The sequence below is a fragment of the Pseudomonas sp. GW821-FHT07F01 genome, assembly GCF_059418825.1.
The window spans coordinates 236,849-252,768 of record NZ_JBWKQO010000006.1 but is presented as its reverse complement, the minus strand read 5'-3'; the positions used below and the strand labels follow the sequence as shown (position 1 = coordinate 252,768).

Below are 15,920 nucleotides of genomic sequence, written 5' to 3'. Positions count from 1 at the left end.
TTGACTGAGGCGGCCACCGGGCCCGCACAGGCTATCGGCCGAGTACCCGCAGCCTTCACTGCCACCCAGGCACTTTCCACAAAACACAAGCCAGCTTGTGCCCGCCGGGATGTACCCGGCAACCCCTGCCACCTACGCTGCCCCGACCTGCCTTCAACAACAAAAACAAAAGGAAGCGACGGTTATGGCACTCGATTATCTGGTAATGGCGATCTACGTCCTGCTGATGGCCGGCCTCGGCTGGTGGGGCATGCGCAAAGTGAAAAGCCAGGATGACTTTCTGGTGGCCGGGCGCCGCCTGGGCCCGGCCCTGTACCTGGGCACGCTGTCGGCGGTGATGCTCGGCGGCGCTTCCACCATAGGCTCGGTGCGCCTGGGCTACAGCTACGGCATTTCCGGGCTGTGGCTGGTGTTCATGCTGGGTCTGGGGATCATCGTGCTGAGCCTGGTGTTCTCCCGGCAGATCGCCCAGTTGCGGGTCTTTACCGTGACCCAGATCCTGGAGCAGCGCTATCAGGCGTCCTCGCGGCTGATCGGTGGCTGCGTGATGGTGGCCTACGACCTGATGGTGGCGGTGACCGCCACCATCGCCATCGGCTCGATCACCGAAGTGGTGTTCGAGATCCCGCGGATCACAGCGATCCTCTGCGGCGGCGGCCTGGTGATCTTCTACTCGGTGATCGGCGGCATGTGGTCGCTGACCCTCACCGACATCATCCAGTTCGTGATCATGACCCTGGGGATCTTCGGCGTCCTGCTGCCCATGAGCCTGGGCCAGGCCGGCGGCCTGGAAGCCTTGCAGGCCAACCTGCCGGCGGGCTTCTTCGAGCTGGGCAATATCGGCCTGGACACCATCCTCACCTACTTCCTGCTGTACTTCTTCGGCGCCCTGATCGGCCAGGACATCTGGCAGCGGCTGTTCACCGCCCGCAGTGAAAGCGTGGTGCGCTACGCCGGGCTCGGCGCCGGGATCTACTGCATGTTCTATGGCGCCGCCTGCGCCCTGGTGGGGGCCGCCGCCAAGCTGCTGCTGCCGGACCTGGCGGTGGCGGAAAACGCCTTCGCCGAAATCACCCGCAGCGTGTTGCCCGCCGGCCTGCGCGGCTTGGTGGTGGCCGCTGCCCTGGCCGCCATCATGTCCACCGCCAGCGCCTGCCTGCTGGCTTCGGCCACGGTGCTCAAGGAAGACATCTACAGCCGCTTCCTTACCCGGGGCGGGGAAAACCACCTGGCCAGCAGCCGCTGGATCACCCTCGGGCTGGGCGCGGCGATGCTGTTGATGGCGTGCCTGGTGAACGACGTGATCGCCGGGCTGAGCATCGCCTACAACCTGCTGGTGGGCGGCCTGCTGGTGCCGATCATGGGCGCGCTGCTGTGGCGCCGCGCCTCGGCCAGGGGCGCCATCGCCTGCATGCTCACCGGCAGCCTGACGGTGATCGCGTTCATGGTCCGCGACGGCATTCTCGCCAACACCCCGATCTACTACGGGCTCGGGGTCAGCCTGCTGACCTTTGTCGGCGTCAGCCTGACAAGCCGGGCGGCACCGGCACTGCGCAACGCCGCCGAATAAACCCTTCACAGCGAACAAGGAACCCCGCCATGTCCAAGCCCTTTCCCCAACCCGTGGATGCCGCCCTGGTACCACGCTTCGCCGGCATTCCAAGCTTCATGCGCCTGCCGCTGTTCAACGACCCGGCCCAGGTGCAGATCGCCCTGGTGGGCGTGCCCTGGGACGGCGGCACCACCAACCGTGCCGGTGCCCGCCACGGCCCGCGGGAGGTGCGCAACCAGTCGAGCCTGATGCGCAAGGTGCACCATGTCAGCCGCATCGCCCCCTATGACCTGGTCCGGGTCGGTGACCTGGGTGATGCACCGGTGAACCCCATCGACCTGCTGGATTCGCTGAAACAGATCGAAGGTTTCTTCAGCCAATTGCACCAGGCCGGCGCCGTGCCCCTGGCGGTGGGTGGCGACCACCTGGTGACCCTGCCGATCTTCCGCGCCCTGGCCCGCCACCGCCCCATCGGCATGGTGCACTTCGATGCCCACTCCGACACCAACGACCGCTACTTCGGCGACAACCTCTACACCCACGGCACGCCCTTTCGCCGCGCCATCGAAGAAGGCCTGCTGGACCCCAAGCGCACGGTGCAGATCGGCATTCGCGGTTCGATCTACAGCGCCGACGACGAGGCTTTCGCCCGGGACTGCGGGATTCGCGTGATCCACATGGAAGAGTTCGCCGACATCGGCGTCGAAGCCACCCTGGCCGAAGCCCGGCGCGTGGTGGGCGACGGCCCGACCTACATCAGCTTCGACGTCGACGTGCTCGACCCGGCCTTCGCCCCCGGCACCGGCACCCCGGAGATCGGCGGCATGACCACCCTCCAGGCCCAGCAGATGATCCGCGGCCTGCGCGGCCTGAACCTGGTCGGCGCCGACGTGGTGGAAGTCTCGCCGCCCTTCGACGTCGGCGGCGCCACCGCCCTGGTGGGCGCGACCCTGATGTTCGAGTTGCTGTGCATCCTCGCCGAATCGATAGCGCAAGGCTCCTGAGGAGGGCCAGCCAATCGTTTGCCAGCGGACACGGCCCTGAGCGCTTCGCAAAAATAGTCAGATTTCAGGGGTTTACAGAAGCCCGCCAATCGCTATAATCGTCGCCCTGACACGCCGGTATAGCTCAGTTGGTAGAGCAACTGACTTGTAATCAGTAGGTCCCGGGTTCGACTCCTGGTGCCGGCACCATACAAAACAAAGCCCTCGCAGCGATGCGAGGGCTTTGTTGTTTCTGGATACTGCCGAACAACGTGGTCTGCCCCCGCAAGCGTCCACATTCTGTCCACGCTCCTAGAAAAAACGCCGCCAGAATTTTTTCCGTTCAGCGGTCAATGAGCGGGCGATAGCCATTGCGGTTTCGAGTATCTGAGCAGCCTCTTGGAATGCCTCATAGTTCTTGGTGCCTTCAAAGAGAATCCCACCTTCCGTCACATCCACTCTCAAGCTATCCACGAGCTGATAGAAACGAACAATTTGCATAGCCTCAGAAACGGACAACGTTCCCAGTCGCTTCACATTTTCTTGATAGATTCGGTTGTAGTGATCCGGGATTTTGATCGAGATCGCAAAGTCGCTATCACTAAATTTTTCAAGCTCAAGTGCTGGGTAGGATGATATAGCCTTCACCCCCTCATGAAGAGACTTAAGATATCCTCGACGCTCAGCTACCTCAAGCAACGCCCCTACCTCAGCAAGTAGAGCAGCCCGAACGCTACGGCTTTCGGCCTTGGACTGCCGATTCAAGTTCCAGGTGCTTCCTAAAATTCCGACAAGCCCTGTAACGGCAGCAACCCCAAGCGTGCTCCAGTCAGTACCTTTCTCACCGGTAGTACTACCCAACGTATTCCAAACGACAACACACCACTCAAGTGGATCGGCCATGTCTTTCCTTAAGAGAAGTTTGCCAACGGATTTAGATTGATTACTTCAGCCAAATGCCCCGGGCTGAAGTGTGCGTATTTCATTGTCATAGCCAAGGACGCATGCCCCAAGACACGCTGCAGCGTGAGAATGTCTCCGCCCTTGGCCATGTAGTGGCGGGCGAAGGTACGTGGAGCGATCGACCGCGGTCAACGGCGTGCAGCAGATCCTGGTCTGCGCGAACTGGCGGCGATCCTGGCCAATCCGCTGCCCCTGAACCTGCGCCACGTCGATCTGCGGGGCGTTCTGGCGGCGATCAGCAGCAAGACCGGGCTGCGCTTCCGGGTGCCGGAAAGGCCCTATGCCCAGACCAAGGCCCCGTTCTTCTACAGCCTGGCCAGCGGTTACCTGGCCATGGACAGCCTGGCCCAGGTGTTCAGCATGCCCGACTTTATCTGGCAGCAGCAGGGCGACGGCGAGGTGTTCGTGGGCAGTTGGGCGGATAGCTTCTTCGGCACCCGCGCACCGCTGCAGTTGCCCGTCGAGCTGTTCGACGGCTACCAGGGCAATCAGAGCGCCATGATCGCGGTTCTTCCAGGACTGCGCCCGGGCGCCACCTTCAACCAGGGCGAGCGGGTCACCAGCGTGACGCTCGCCGGCAATCAGATGGCCATCAAATGGAAGACGCAATCCGCCGCAGCGTAGAGCGGCAATTCCCCGAACTTACCGGCGGCTATCACCTGCCACGCTTCGGCCGTGTGGTCGCAGTACCGGATGCGCCGGCGGCGCCCGGGCTGTGCGATGACTTCCGGCCGCGCTACGGCGTGGACGTCCAGGTGCTGCTGCCCGATGGCGAACCGGACCCGGATCTGCCGATCCTGGCCGGCCTGCCGCTGCCGGCGCCCATGGGTGGCCAAGAGGCTGGCATGTTCGGCTTCCCCGAGGAAAACACCACGGTGGTGGTGTGCTTCGCCTATGGATTGCCGCACAAGCCGTTTATCCAGCAGATCCTGCCGCATGGCTTGAGCCTGCCCCGGGTGCCGAAAGGTGATCAGGTGTGGCAGCACAGCGAGGCCTGCCAGCAGCGGGTCGATGCCGACGGCAACTGGCTGCGCCAGACCGATGGAAAGATCCAGGACAAGGCGATCGAGCGCGAAGTAGAGGCCCTGGACAACGCCGAGCGCTTCCAGAATCACATCAGGACGGTGGACGACCATTCGACCGAGTCAAGGCCATGGGCGCACTCAAGCTGCTGTCGGGCGGGTCCGCGAGCCTGGCGGCTGTGGGTGACCTACACCAGGGCACCGGCCGCGACTTGAACCTAGTGGTGGGGCAGAAGCTCAACGCCACGGTGGGCGGCAACCTGCAGGAGCAGATCCAGGGGCTGCGCAAGAGCGTGAGCGGGATCAGTCAGCGCCTGCAGGCGCCCAAGACCTGGCTTGGGTCAGAATCGGTCAACGTGCTGCAGGTGTTGTGCGATCTGCTGGACCTGGTGCAGGAGATGAACGCGCAGCTAGCCAGCCATACCCACGGACCACCCCCCCCACCAAGTAATGCTCTTGATTTTACTTCGGGTGGGGCTACTGCATTGCGAATGTCGATCAAACTGAAACAGATTACATCTTAAATATTTAAGTCAGACGCCATAAGCGTCTGACTCGTTTGGAAGAGGAATTAATTCTTCCGAAAGACATCAATTATGGCCATAAGCTTTTTCCCTTTAGCCTCGACAGTTGAAGAGTTCTCTCGGATAAATGCATTGTCCCCAAGAAATGAAACTGATGACTGAGCAGGAACTCTAATTCTTAGCACTGACAGCCCTTTGAACTCTACAAAGTCTGATTGTGACAGAACTTGTGATTTTAGTGGCTCGCAGAGTTCGGATTTGCGCACATGCTGCAGAAATCTCTCTAAATACTGCTCTGCATCCATGTTTAGTACTTTCATTTCACGATCAAGCCCGACTATATAACGCGATCCAATTAAAACTGGCTGCACAGAGTCGAGGGCGGCAATTCTATCTGCATGAGCCTTTTTATCGGCCACTCCTAAAAAAAGAAAACCATCCGCATCAGGCCCAACGTTGGCTATACCGCAAATCGTCTCGATGATCTTTGACGGTAGATCTACATCAAAATCGCGCTCGTCGTTTAATCTCAGCAGCCCCTGCTTGCATTCATATCGAGAGGTCTCTAGCCGCGACCTTCGGAGTGCATTTTCCATATCCAATGCTAATCCTGCGCCGTGGCGCCACATTGGCGGATCTCTCTTTACAAAATACCTTTGAATCAAGCCGATAGTTTTATCTACGTTTTTTACTCGATCCGGGGTGGTCGCATAGTTGGCGCTGGCGACTAAGCTAGTTTGAAGGCCGGTGATTGCCTGCATGATTTTCACATAGTCTTCCGGAGTCTTTTCGTTAACTACAACCAAATTATGCAGCGCCATAAATATCGAATAAAACGAGTTTTTTATCGGGTTGCCAGAGGCTGGATTGACCACGGCTCTCAAGGTGTTTGGTGCATCATTGTAACCTGCGATGATCTGATTCAACACAGACATCGTGACCTTTACCTCTTCCTTGAGGCGATCCCCGCCATAGGTATAGAACGCTCTTCGGACTCTATTACATTCAGACTCACTTTCATCATATATCTTGTCAAACAATTCCTTGCTGCGAGCAATTGGTTCGCCAAGGACGATTGATGCGCAAATATCTAGTATCATTTCCTCATCTTCACTGTCCCGCAACTGCTGGCTTCTTAGGATTCCTTGTCTACACCAAAATATTTCTTCTGTCTTTAATGTGTAACCCATGCTCGATCGAAGCGAATCGATACTAATTTCAGGCATCCCAGATAAAGGCAATATCTCGCGCGATGCATCACCCCTAACTTCTGATGCAAGTTCTCTAACTACCATAGAAAAATCATCTACTCTCCCAGCTTGTCTTTTTTCCTGGGAGCTTAGTTGTCGGCCGCCGGAGTTGATTCTGCCGAAAACATCAGTTACTTGAGCTTCACTCTCTATAGGGAAAATTGTTACTGCAAGCTGATAGTCAACAATATTGGCACAAACATTTGGTGGCAGTAGCTCGGATACATTTCTATCGACCGGCTCAAAGATTCCTGCTTCTGCTGCTTGTTTAGCACGAGCAAACTCTTGAACATCAAAAAAGGCACCATTCAAATCAAATCCATTTTCTATAAACGAAAATATCGCATTTAATCTTTGCATCCCATCCATGATTTCATAATAAGTATCGCTGCCACGAGAGGCATCGGCGAGCATTATCAAAGGGATTGGATAGTCGGATACCAGACTATCGATAAGCTTTTGCTTCTCAGCAAGAGTCCACACCAGTTTTCGCTGATACTTCCGGTTAACTATTAACCGATCTTCTCTGTACAACCGATAGGCTTCCGTGACGCTCATACCACGTGGAGTGATGCTCATAGATTTCCCTGTCCGCACTCTCTAAAGACCCCACCATAATGCCATCATGGAGGCTCCACAACTGCCCACGCACCCAACTACTCAACAGGTGGTTACGTAGAGTTGCGATAACCGGCTTTGCATAGCAGCCAATAACGCACTGGCCGCAGCATCGGCGTGCGAGAAAAAGCCATTCAGGCACCCCCGTCGCTCAAAGCAACAGGCTCACGTAAAAAAACCGAGATGCAAAAAAACAAGCTGAAAAAATCACTTATCCCCCTCCCGCCGACGGGCTCTGTGTCCCTTTTTTGTGCAAAGCCAGGTGGTAGTGCAAACCATGCCCTCGCCCAGGCCCGCTGCAGGGTCTGTGGGGTGTTTAGCGATTGCACTGGATGAAAGGTTTTGCAGAGAAATGTCATGCGCTTGCACGACACGCTGCGGCGCCTCTGGTGACGTGGCAATTCTGAGAGCCCCAGCCAGCCTTGACGAGAAGCTGAAAAACTATGGAAAACCCATGTTTTCCAAATTGGAATCACTCCAGAATCTGCTCACTAGGTCGAACACGAACAGACCAGGGCGAAACGCCAATAACCAGGCAGGCTATGGCGTGTAGCCTAATTGCCGGACCACCGTAGATTGCACAGCTCATCATCATGCCGTAACGACGTTTAGCGTCCACAAAACGTCCACACCTGACAGAGAAATCCTTCTCCTATTTCCCTAATATCCCTTTAATACATGGCCAGTCCTGGAACCATCAATGTTCATTGGCCATATTCTTGGACTTGTAATCAGTAGGTCCCGGGTTCGACTCCTGGTGCCGGCACCATACAAAACAAAGCCCTCGCAGCGATGCGAGGGCTTTGTTGTTTCCAGGGTCAAACAATCCTCTCCCGATGCCTTCAGCACCTTGCTGGACCCGGTATCGCCGCGCTTCAGCCCCCTCACCCTTCTTCGCAAGTCCCACAAGCACAACGTCCTTCGTGTTTAATGCACATCGCCAGCACGACTCCGGCAGGTGTTTTGCGCTAGTGTTTCCTGCGGACTCGGACGTTCTTCACGTGCACGGCCTTTGAACCAGGTGCAAACGCTCATGACCCATGCAACGCCCTCCATCAAACTCAGCACGCTTCAGCAAATAGCGCCCTACCTGAGCATGCGCGGGGTGTCGCCGCTGGAGTTCTTCCGGCGTTACGGGATTTCCCCGCAGGTTTTTCAATACCCGGATGCCTGGGTGCCGCGAGCGACCTGTTTTCACATCGCCAATGAAATGGCCGCGGTCGCACAGGACCCCTTCGCGGGTGCAACGGTGGGGCATCTGATCGAAGTACGCTCACTCGGCGCCTGGGGCGGGTTGATCCTGGGTTCGACCAACCTTGCCCAGGCGTGCGCAGTGGCAGCGATCCATACGGACTTACTGCATCAAGGAAGTGACGTAAGAATCGTTACCGAAGGCCGTACGACGAAGCTGATCCAGCACTTCACCGGGCAGCACGGGGCTGATCCGAAACAGGTCATTCTCGGCACTCTGGCGCTGCTGAGGAAAGTGCCACTCATGTCCGGCGAGCCTTGCGCCATACGGGTGCATCTGCAAAACCCGCGGGAGCGAGGAGATGAGGCGCTGGAGGAGTACCTGGGGCCGAATCTGCACATGAACGCGAAGCACAACATGATCGAATTCGACCGTGAGCTGCTCGACACCCCTCTGCAACCTGACCGGGATGACGCCTGGAAAGTCACCGAGGCCTTGAAGTCGACCGCGCAAGCCGCCGGTGTGCTGATCGAACGGATCGCGGATCAGGATCGATCCAAACTTACCGCTATTTCAAGAAACATCGGCTTGTCTTCCCGAACGCTACAGCGTCGCCTCAAGTACTGCGGCATCGACTTCGAAGACCTGCGTGACGAAACCCGTCGCAGCGAAGCACTGCAATTGATTGCCAGCGGCAAATACACCGCGACCGAGATTGCCTACATGGTGGGCTACAGTGATCAGGCGCACTTTACCCGAGCCTTCAAGCGCTGGACCGGAAGTTCGCCGTCGCGCTACCGCTCGCTCTTGAAAGATGATCGTTAACCTCTTCACCTGACCCTCCCGCCCCACTATCGGGCGCCTTCAAATAACCCACTTCGCGGTACTTGCCTGTTGTGCTTTTGGCACCAAATGGCAAGTTTCCAGCAGGGTGTTCTTATAAAGTCTGAAAAGGTAATGCCCACTTAAAAGAGCTAGAGGTTTACATGCCCGATTCATCCACGGCCTGCATCGTCGCCCTGACGCTGGCCACTTTTGCCAGTGCACACGCTCAGTCATCCGCTGATGCGACGGTGCGGGTAAATGTCGATAACTTTGCTCGCGCCGAGTCCGACCTCTACATGGGCAAGAGTGTGAAGAGTGGAGGCTTGGGGCGGTTTGTTCACAGCCGCGAAGCGGTTGCCATCGACGCTCAGGATGTCATCCGCATGAACAGGGACACGCTTTACTCGTCAGCGGTGTTCGATCTCGATGCCGGCCCGGTGACTGTCACCTTGCCTGAAGCCGGTGAGAGGTTCATGTCGATGCAAGTGGTCAACGAAGATCACTACGTGCCGGCAGTCATTTATGGGCCCGGTCCCCATACGCTGGCGAAAGAGGACATCGGCACACGCTATGTATTTGTCGCTATCCGCCTGTTCTTCGACCCCACGGATCGCAAAGACCTCGAGCAGGTGCATGCGCTGCAGGACGCCATCCAGGTCAGCCAGGCCAGGCACGGGGAGTTCGTGGTTCCGAAGTGGGATCAGGCGAGCCAGAAAAAAGTGCGTGATGCCCTGGCTGTTCTGGGTTCGACCCTTCCCGATTACAACCAGTCCTTTGGCCCGAAGGGCAGGGTCGATCCGGTGCGCCACCTGATCGGAACCGCAACGGGCTGGGGCGGCAACCCGAGCAGGGACGCCATCTACCTCGGAGCAGTATTGCCGCACAACGATGGAAAAACCGTCTACCGGCTCAAGGTTGAACAGGTACCGGTCAAGAGTTTCTGGTCTGTGAGTGTTTACAACGCCGACGGGTACTTTCAGAAAAACCCCTATGACGCCTATTCGCTGAACAACCTCACTGCCAAGAAAAGTGCCGATGGTTCAATTGTCATCCAGTTCGGGGGTTGCGAGGCCAAGGTCGTCAATTGCCTGGTTACGACACCCGGCTGGAACTACACCGTCAGGCTCTATCGACCGAGTAACGAAATACTCAGTGGCCAATGGCGTTTTCCAACGCCCGAGCCCGTCGATTTGTAGATTCGATTATTCGAGCAAGTGCAAGTTTGTCGAAACGACGGACTCCCGCCATCGGTACTTGTAAACGCACTGGGGCGATCCATGAGGCCAGCGCTTGCGCCGGGGGTTTACCAGCCTGCACTCGACTCGGATACCAGCACCTGCAAGTTGAATATTGGTGATCAACTCAGCAATGGCTCTGCACTACAGAGTTCACACCCAAGGAAATGAACAATGACACTCAAGGATCATTCACATTCTTTCAGGTCTCCCGTGGTGTTCTCCCTAGGTGCAGCCCTTGCATTGATGCTGGTGCCGCCTGCCCAGGCTGCCCCGGCCGATTCAGGCGGCACGCCATCGGTGACGGTAGGCGGCGGCTTGGCTGTTGGCCCGTTGTACCAGGGCTCTTCCCACTACGCCGCCTTCCCGTCACTGAAGCTCAAGGCGGTCATGCCGACCCAGGACTGGGGCACCTTTACCGCAGCCTTTCCGGAAGGGCTGCGATGGGATCTGCCGGGGCTGGCGCCTTTCGGCGTGGCCCTGCTGGTGGGTTATGACCCGGGGCGCAAGGAACGCATTCACACCCTGGACGGCCGTGATGACTACCTGCGGGGCATGGGCAACCTGGACAGCACCGCCCTGGTGGGGGCGGAAGCGTACTGGATCCTGCCCGCCGGCCGCTTGTTCGTACGCGGCCTGCAATCGAGCCAGAGGCGCAATTACGGTGGCGAAAGCCTGGGCCGTACGACGTACCTGGAAGCCGGGGTCGCCACCACCTACCCGCTGTCTTCGACCTTGACCCTGGACTCGACGCTGTACGGCACCTGGAGCAACGAGAACGACATGATGGCCCGCTTTGGCGTCACCGCCCAGCAAGCCGCACGCACCCGGTTCGATGAATACCACCCCGGTGGCGGGATGCGCGACGTGACCTTAAAGCTGGGCCTGACCTGGCAATGGCAGCCACAGCTGGCGCTGGAAGGTGGCATCAAGACCTACGCCCTGGTCTCCGACGCCCGTGACAGCCCGCTGACGGGGGAAAAGGTCGGTGCCGGAGCCTATCTGGACGCCTTGTACCGGTTCTGATCAGCCGTGGTCATGGATAGAAAAGAGAACGCACGATGAAAAAAATACCTGAACCCTTCGCGGTGACACTGTCCCTGGCCGGCCTGCTCTGGTCGGCATGGGCGCTGGCCGAGGACGCCGCCACGAAGGTCACCGACCCGCACTTCAAACTGGCGCCAGGCTACCTTGAACCGGCTGACTTGCCTGTACGCCTGGCATTGCTCGGGGCCCCGCCAAAACCGGGCTCCGCGGCCCTCGCGCGGGATGAAGAAGCACGGCGTGCGGCGCTGGCGCTGCGTGGCTCGAGCCGGGAGAAACTCGCGGCAACCGATGCAGAACTGTCATTCCCCGGCCCGGCGAAAACCTTCTCTTGCGCGCTGGGCACGCAGATCAGCGAAAAGAGCACACCCCATCTCTATACCTTGATGCAGCGCACCCTGACGGATGCGGGGGGCTCCACCTACGCCGGAAAGAATGCCTACAACCGTACTCGCCCCTTCGTGGTGCATGACGAAGGCACGTGCCGCAAGGACATGGAGCCACTGCTGCGCACGGATGGCTCCTGGCCCTCCGGCCACTCCGCCGCGGGCTGGGCCTGGGGGCTGGTCCTGGCCGAGATCAGCCCGGCCCGCGCCACCGAACTGATGACCCGTGGCCTGGCATACGGCCAGAGCCGGGTCATCTGCGACGCCCACTGGCAGAGCGACGTGGACGCTGGCCGCATCATGGGGGCCGCGACGGTCGCCAGCCTGCATGGCAATCCGGCATTCCTCGCCGATCTGGCGGCCGCGAAGGAGGAGGTCAAGGCGGCGCAGCAGGCCGGCCTGAAGCCTGCCGAGGACTGCGCAGCCGAAGGCGTGGCTCTTGGGCTGACCCAGCACTGATCGGAGAAACAGCATGATCCACCGTGACCATCCGCACTCACCGTTGCTGCACCGGCGTACCCGCCTGGCGCTGCTGCTGGGCGCCTTGACGACCGCCGGAACCAGCCTGCCGCCCGTGGCCATGGCGGCAGACGACGATGGCTGGCGGTTCAACGGCGGCCCGTACGTGTGGGGCGCCGGGATCCGCGGGCACGTAGGCCACCGCAGCACAGGGACCCAGTTCATCAAGTCCGACTTCTCGGACATCGCGCGCAGTGTCGACATGTCGGTGATGCTGATGGGCGAAGCGCGGCGCGGCCCCTACAGCGTGCTCGCCGACCTGATGTACATCGACACCGACACCCGCAACCGGCTGCCAGCCGGAGCGCTGGCGTCCAAGCTAGAGGTGCAGAGCAAGACCGCCTCGGGTTTCCTGGGGGGCGGCTACCAGGTGCTGGGGGATGACGATCATCGCCTGGACATCGCCGGCGGCGTGCGCGTCTGGTACAGCAGCACCAGCATCACCCTGCACGGTGGTCCGGCCGGGGGCCTGTCGGGCTCGGACAAGGCCACCTGGGCCGACGCGATGGCGGGGTTGCGCGGGCACTACGCCGTGAACGAGCGGTTCTGGCTCTCCGCCTGGGGCATGGCGGGCGCCGGGCAGTCCCGGGAAGACTGGGACCTGGCCGCACTGGCGGGCTGGGAGTTCCTGCCGGGCTTTTCGGCGGTGGCCGGCTACCGGGCCATGGGGGTCGATTATCGCCATGACGGGTTTGTCTACGACATCGTCCAGAAGGGCCCGCTGCTGGGTATCAGTGGGCGCTTCTGAGCCTTGTATCGCAAGGCTCCCCCCAGGCATGCGCTTCATGCTCCAATAGCCGCCGATTCCAGCTGCACGCAGGCCGCCCATGAAGCCCATCGCCGTATCGATCCTGACCCTGTTGCTCCACTCCCTGCTATTCAGCGCCCCGGCCCTGGCCGGTGATGCCGAAGCCGGCGCCAAGCTGTTCAAGCGCCTGTGCAGCGGCTGCCATAACATCGGGCCTTCGGTGCGCAGTTCCTTCGGGCCGCAGCTCAATGGCATCATCGACCGCCCCGCCGGCAGCGCCGCGGACTACCAGTACTCGACGGCCATGAAGTCCTCGGGCATTGTCTGGAGCCGGGACAAGCTCATCCAGTACCTGGAAGACCCCAAGGCCGTGGTGCCCGGTACCCGGATGATTTTCTGGGGGCTGAGCGATGAGGAAAAAATCGATAATCTGCTGGCCTATCTGCAGACGTTCCAGACCCCCTGACCCGTTTTCGACAAGGATGTGTTGATGAAGCTCCCTTTGCTCTCGCTGGCGGCCATGAGCCTCGCGCTGGCGCCCGATCTGCAGGCCGCCGGCTTCGACTGCGCCAAGGCCTCGACCCAAGTGGAAAAGACTGTCTGCGCCACGCCGACGCTGTCCGCCAAGGACGAGGAGATGACCCGCCGCTACCAGGCGCTGAAGCACTTGCAGGTGTTCCGCCTGCTGCAAGGCCACTGGTTGAAGAACACCCGCAATACCTGCCCCGACACCGATTGCCTGGAGTCGGTCTACCGGGCCCAGGTGAAAATGCTCACGTCGCTGCCGATTCCTCCCGAGCCCGCCCCGGACGCACTGCGCCCACTGGCTCCCGGCGAGGCGTACCTGGTATATGACCCGGACGACTGGCAGAACTTCACCCTGGCCACCTTCAACAGCACCCTGCCCCAGGGCGACCAGCAGATCGTCGATGCCCAGGTGATAGCCGGGGTGTTGCATGTGGTGCTGTTTGTCGGGCGCTATCAGCAGGGCAAGCCGGTGTATGTCGGCACCCTGTATGAGTACGCCGATGACCAGCCGGGGCTGCATCCCATCGCCCAGGACATCGCCTTCGCCGGCTGGGCCAATCCCGGGGCCAACGACCAGGGGCCGCGCTACGCCGGGATAGTCGATGGCCAGTTCTACTACCGCGAGCAGCTGGCGGGCCAGTTGCAGCAAAGCATGGTCTACCGCCTGGGTTCGCGCAGCGCGCCCTCCAGCACCCAGCAGGTGTTCCAGGTTGGCTCCAACACCTTCATGCACGCCCGGGCGCGGGTGGAGCAGGACCTCAATCGCGACAGCAGCCAGCTGTCCCTGAACTATGACCGCGCCAACGCGGGCAGCCATTCGGAGAACATCACCGAGCAGAAACAGCCCGATGCCGGATGGGCCATCGTCAACCCGACCTGGAGCACCACGCGCCCGGTGCTGTACTTCGATAACCAAGGGCCCCGGGCCTGTATCTGGCGGGTCGATATGCGGGGCAAGGAGTTGTCGAAGATAGTCACCGATCACGACGCAATGTCGGCCCGGCCGGTGGATATCCATGGCCGTGAAGCGGTGGTCTACCTGCAGGGCAACCAGCTGAAGTTCGCCATCAATCCGGACGACTGACGAACAGCGTTCGCGGATAAAAAAAGGCTCGCGATCAGGCGAGCCTTTTTTATTGCATCAACCACGCTGCATTCAAGGCAGCTTGATCTTGTACTCGGCCAGCTTGGCCTGGTGCTGCGGCTCGACGTACTTCTGGTTCACCAGCTTGGCGAACTGGGCAAAGTCGGCGCGGGCGTCGTCGGTCTGGCCCAGTTTGTCGTAGGCCAGGCCGCGGTGGTAGAAGGCCCAGGCATAGTCGGGCTGCTTCAACAGGCCGGTGCTGTAGGCTTCCGCGGCCTCGCGGTAGCGACCCAGGTCGTACAGCGTCTGGCCCAGGTGGTAGTAGGTCGGCATGTTGAAACCGCTGCCCTTGCCCGCCTCGCCCAGGTTGTTGTCAAGGTTGGACTGCACCAGCTCCAGGGCCTTTTGCGGGTTGCCCGCTTCGCGATACAGACGGCTCAGGTCCAGCACCGCCCGAGCATCGGGCTTGGGGCCCAACTCGATGGATTTTTCCTTGGCGGCGATGGCTTCCGGGTAACGCTTGAAGCTGGCGTAGGCATCGGATTTGAGCCAGTACACCAGGCTCTGCATGGGCTGGCTCAGCTGGTTCTTCTCAAGGCACAGGTCGGCCTCTTGCAGCACCACGTCGAATTTTTCGGCCTTGGAAGCCTGGCCCACCATGCGGCAATGGGCGTAGTTGATCTGGTCCTGGCTCTGCAGGCTGGCGCAGCCAGTCACAGCAAGGGCACACACAAGCAGGAGCGACCCGCGTACAGACAATGAAGGCATGTTTTTCAATCCAGCAGATGGGCGTTGAGGTCAGGGCGATACACCTGCAGCAACGGCGCGGTGACCGTACCCTGCAAGCTGCAGAAGATCGTGGTGCGTCCGGCAATCGGTGCGTGGGTGGTACCGATGTCGATGCTCAGGATGCGCTCGACATAACCGAACGGCGTAGCCACGCCACCGCCCGCCAGGCCTTCGGTGCGCCACTGGTCGATGGGGTCGCCGACCCGGCGGATCTCCACCCGGCTCATGGCGCTGCGGTCTGCCTTCAGGCGGCTGTTGTCCACCAGCAGCGGCTTGAGCGCCGCGGCCACGTCCTTGGGCTGGCCCTCGGCGACAAAGCCCCAGAACAGCAGGTTGCCCACCGACTTCAGCGACTGAGCTTCGTTGTAGTAGCCCACCAGGCGCACGCCATTGACCAGCAGCGGCTGTTCGAAGGCCTGGTAGCGCCCGCCTTCCTGCAAAGGGTTCATGACCTTGGGCGCGCTTACCGCACCGTACCGGGCCAGGCTCAAGGTGCCGGTCGGCAGTCGGGCGGTATTCAGGTTCTGGAAGAACTGCGCATCGCAGCGGGAGAAGTCGCTCAGCAACTGCTCGGGCGCAGTCGCTTGCTGGCCGTGGGCGATGCTGGCGACGCTCAGCAGGCACAGGCCGGATAGCAGGGTACGGAACATCGAAATCA

The 15,920-nt window shown here is 60.1% G+C and carries 13 protein-coding genes, 1 tRNA gene and 3 pseudogenes; 12 read left to right on the top strand and 5 right to left on the bottom strand.

From position 1 onward, the window contains the following. Positions 1-184 precede the first annotated feature (184 nt). The 3 genes from AC07R1_RS22985 to AC07R1_RS22975 all read left to right on the top strand — a co-directional run bounded on the left by AC07R1_RS22985 (position 185) and on the right by AC07R1_RS22975 (position 2,745). Positions 185-1,570 (top strand): sodium:solute symporter family protein, encoded by a 1,386-nt coding sequence (locus AC07R1_RS22985; protein ID WP_495110972.1) that lies wholly within the window; start codon positions 185-187, stop codon positions 1,568-1,570. 29 nt (positions 1,571-1,599) lie between these two features. Continuing rightward, positions 1,600-2,556 carry an agmatinase gene (speB, locus tag AC07R1_RS22980; RefSeq protein WP_011058702.1) on the top strand — a complete coding sequence of 319 codons (957 nt, stop codon included), beginning with the start codon at positions 1,600-1,602 and terminating at the stop codon, positions 2,554-2,556. Positions 2,557-2,669: 113 nt separating this feature from the next. Then, positions 2,670-2,745 (top strand) — tRNA-Thr (locus AC07R1_RS22975). Between the two features lie 102 nt (positions 2,746-2,847). Here the strand turns inward: AC07R1_RS22975 and AC07R1_RS22970 are convergent. Continuing rightward, complete coding sequence (locus tag AC07R1_RS22970; RefSeq protein ID WP_236203030.1) at positions 2,848-3,438, bottom strand: hypothetical protein; 591 nt, start codon at positions 3,436-3,438, stop codon at positions 2,848-2,850. 8 nt (positions 3,439-3,446) lie between these two features. Continuing rightward, positions 3,447-3,605: pseudogene (locus tag AC07R1_RS22965) on the bottom strand (tyrosine-type recombinase/integrase); the annotation flags it as partial. Between AC07R1_RS22965 and AC07R1_RS22960 the strand changes: the two are divergent. Together AC07R1_RS22960 and AC07R1_RS22955 are read left to right on the top strand one after the other, a co-directional pair. After that, positions 3,605-4,122 (top strand): annotated as a pseudogene (locus AC07R1_RS22960) (hypothetical protein); the annotation flags it as partial. The pseudogenes AC07R1_RS22965 and AC07R1_RS22960 sit on opposite strands and share 1 nt — an antisense overlap. Beyond that, positions 4,095-5,044, top strand: a pseudogene (locus tag AC07R1_RS22955) (hypothetical protein). The pseudogenes AC07R1_RS22960 and AC07R1_RS22955, both read left to right, overlap by 28 nt. Before the next feature lie 47 nt (positions 5,045-5,091). Here AC07R1_RS22955 and AC07R1_RS22950 read toward each other — a convergent pair. Then, the gene (locus AC07R1_RS22950) at positions 5,092-6,873 is read right to left on the bottom strand and encodes a GmrSD restriction endonuclease domain-containing protein (RefSeq protein ID WP_495110971.1); all 1,782 of its coding nucleotides are present in this window, start codon (positions 6,871-6,873) and stop codon (positions 5,092-5,094) included. Between the two features lie 1,072 nt (positions 6,874-7,945). Here AC07R1_RS22950 and AC07R1_RS22945 point away from each other — a divergent pair. The 7 genes from AC07R1_RS22945 (at position 7,946) to AC07R1_RS22915 (ending at position 14,473) form a co-directional block, all read left to right on the top strand. Continuing rightward, complete coding sequence (locus tag AC07R1_RS22945; RefSeq protein ID WP_495110970.1) at positions 7,946-8,929, top strand: helix-turn-helix domain-containing protein; 984 nt, start codon at positions 7,946-7,948, stop codon at positions 8,927-8,929. Between the two features lie 161 nt (positions 8,930-9,090). Further along, positions 9,091-10,125: a DUF1254 domain-containing protein gene (locus AC07R1_RS22940; RefSeq protein WP_011058700.1), complete on the top strand. Its 1,035-nt coding sequence runs from the start codon at positions 9,091-9,093 to the stop codon at positions 10,123-10,125. A gap of 213 nt (positions 10,126-10,338) precedes the next feature. Continuing rightward, positions 10,339-11,190: a MipA/OmpV family protein gene (locus AC07R1_RS22935; RefSeq protein WP_495110969.1), complete on the top strand. Its 852-nt coding sequence runs from the start codon at positions 10,339-10,341 to the stop codon at positions 11,188-11,190. 35 nt (positions 11,191-11,225) lie between these two features. Next, positions 11,226-12,053, top strand: a complete 828-nt coding sequence (locus AC07R1_RS22930; protein WP_011058698.1) for an acid phosphatase — start codon at positions 11,226-11,228, stop codon at positions 12,051-12,053. Positions 12,054-12,066: 13 nt separating this feature from the next. Then, the gene (locus AC07R1_RS22925; protein WP_011058697.1) at positions 12,067-12,861 is read left to right on the top strand and encodes a hypothetical protein; all 795 of its coding nucleotides are present in this window, start codon (positions 12,067-12,069) and stop codon (positions 12,859-12,861) included. A 79-nt stretch (positions 12,862-12,940) separates the two neighbouring features. After that, positions 12,941-13,327, top strand: a complete 387-nt coding sequence (locus AC07R1_RS22920; RefSeq protein ID WP_011058696.1) for a c-type cytochrome — start codon at positions 12,941-12,943, stop codon at positions 13,325-13,327. Between the two features lie 24 nt (positions 13,328-13,351). Continuing rightward, positions 13,352-14,473 (top strand): lysozyme inhibitor LprI family protein, encoded by a 1,122-nt coding sequence (locus tag AC07R1_RS22915; protein WP_072443802.1) that lies wholly within the window; start codon positions 13,352-13,354, stop codon positions 14,471-14,473. 72 nt (positions 14,474-14,545) lie between these two features. Here AC07R1_RS22915 and AC07R1_RS22910 read toward each other — a convergent pair whose 3' ends face one another. Together AC07R1_RS22910 and AC07R1_RS22905 are read right to left on the bottom strand one after the other, a co-directional pair. Continuing rightward, a complete protein-coding gene (locus AC07R1_RS22910; protein ID WP_011058694.1) occupies positions 14,546-15,241 on the bottom strand; it encodes a tetratricopeptide repeat protein in 696 nt (231 codons plus the stop codon). A gap of 5 nt (positions 15,242-15,246) precedes the next feature. Next, the gene (locus tag AC07R1_RS22905) at positions 15,247-15,912 is read right to left on the bottom strand and encodes a hypothetical protein (RefSeq protein ID WP_232643933.1); all 666 of its coding nucleotides are present in this window, start codon (positions 15,910-15,912) and stop codon (positions 15,247-15,249) included. Between the last annotated feature and the right edge of the window lie 8 nt (positions 15,913-15,920).

Coding starts and splice junctions, on each gene's coding strand:
- AC07R1_RS22985 (WP_495110972.1), top strand. CDS start 185: ATGGCACTCGATTATCTGGTAATGGCGATCTACGTCCTGCTGATGGCC.
- speB (WP_011058702.1), top strand. CDS start 1,600: ATGTCCAAGCCCTTTCCCCAACCCGTGGATGCCGCCCTGGTACCACGC.
- AC07R1_RS22970 (WP_236203030.1), bottom strand. CDS start 3,438: ATGGCCGATCCACTTGAGTGGTGTGTTGTCGTTTGGAATACGTTGGGT.
- AC07R1_RS22950 (WP_495110971.1), bottom strand. CDS start 6,873: ATGAGCATCACTCCACGTGGTATGAGCGTCACGGAAGCCTATCGGTTG.
- AC07R1_RS22945 (WP_495110970.1), top strand. CDS start 7,946: ATGACCCATGCAACGCCCTCCATCAAACTCAGCACGCTTCAGCAAATA.
- AC07R1_RS22940 (WP_011058700.1), top strand. CDS start 9,091: ATGCCCGATTCATCCACGGCCTGCATCGTCGCCCTGACGCTGGCCACT.
- AC07R1_RS22935 (WP_495110969.1), top strand. CDS start 10,339: ATGACACTCAAGGATCATTCACATTCTTTCAGGTCTCCCGTGGTGTTC.
- AC07R1_RS22930 (WP_011058698.1), top strand. CDS start 11,226: ATGAAAAAAATACCTGAACCCTTCGCGGTGACACTGTCCCTGGCCGGC.
- AC07R1_RS22925 (WP_011058697.1), top strand. CDS start 12,067: ATGATCCACCGTGACCATCCGCACTCACCGTTGCTGCACCGGCGTACC.
- AC07R1_RS22920 (WP_011058696.1), top strand. CDS start 12,941: ATGAAGCCCATCGCCGTATCGATCCTGACCCTGTTGCTCCACTCCCTG.
- AC07R1_RS22915 (WP_072443802.1), top strand. CDS start 13,352: ATGAAGCTCCCTTTGCTCTCGCTGGCGGCCATGAGCCTCGCGCTGGCG.
- AC07R1_RS22910 (WP_011058694.1), bottom strand. CDS start 15,241: ATGCCTTCATTGTCTGTACGCGGGTCGCTCCTGCTTGTGTGTGCCCTT.
- AC07R1_RS22905 (WP_232643933.1), bottom strand. CDS start 15,912: ATGTTCCGTACCCTGCTATCCGGCCTGTGCCTGCTGAGCGTCGCCAGC.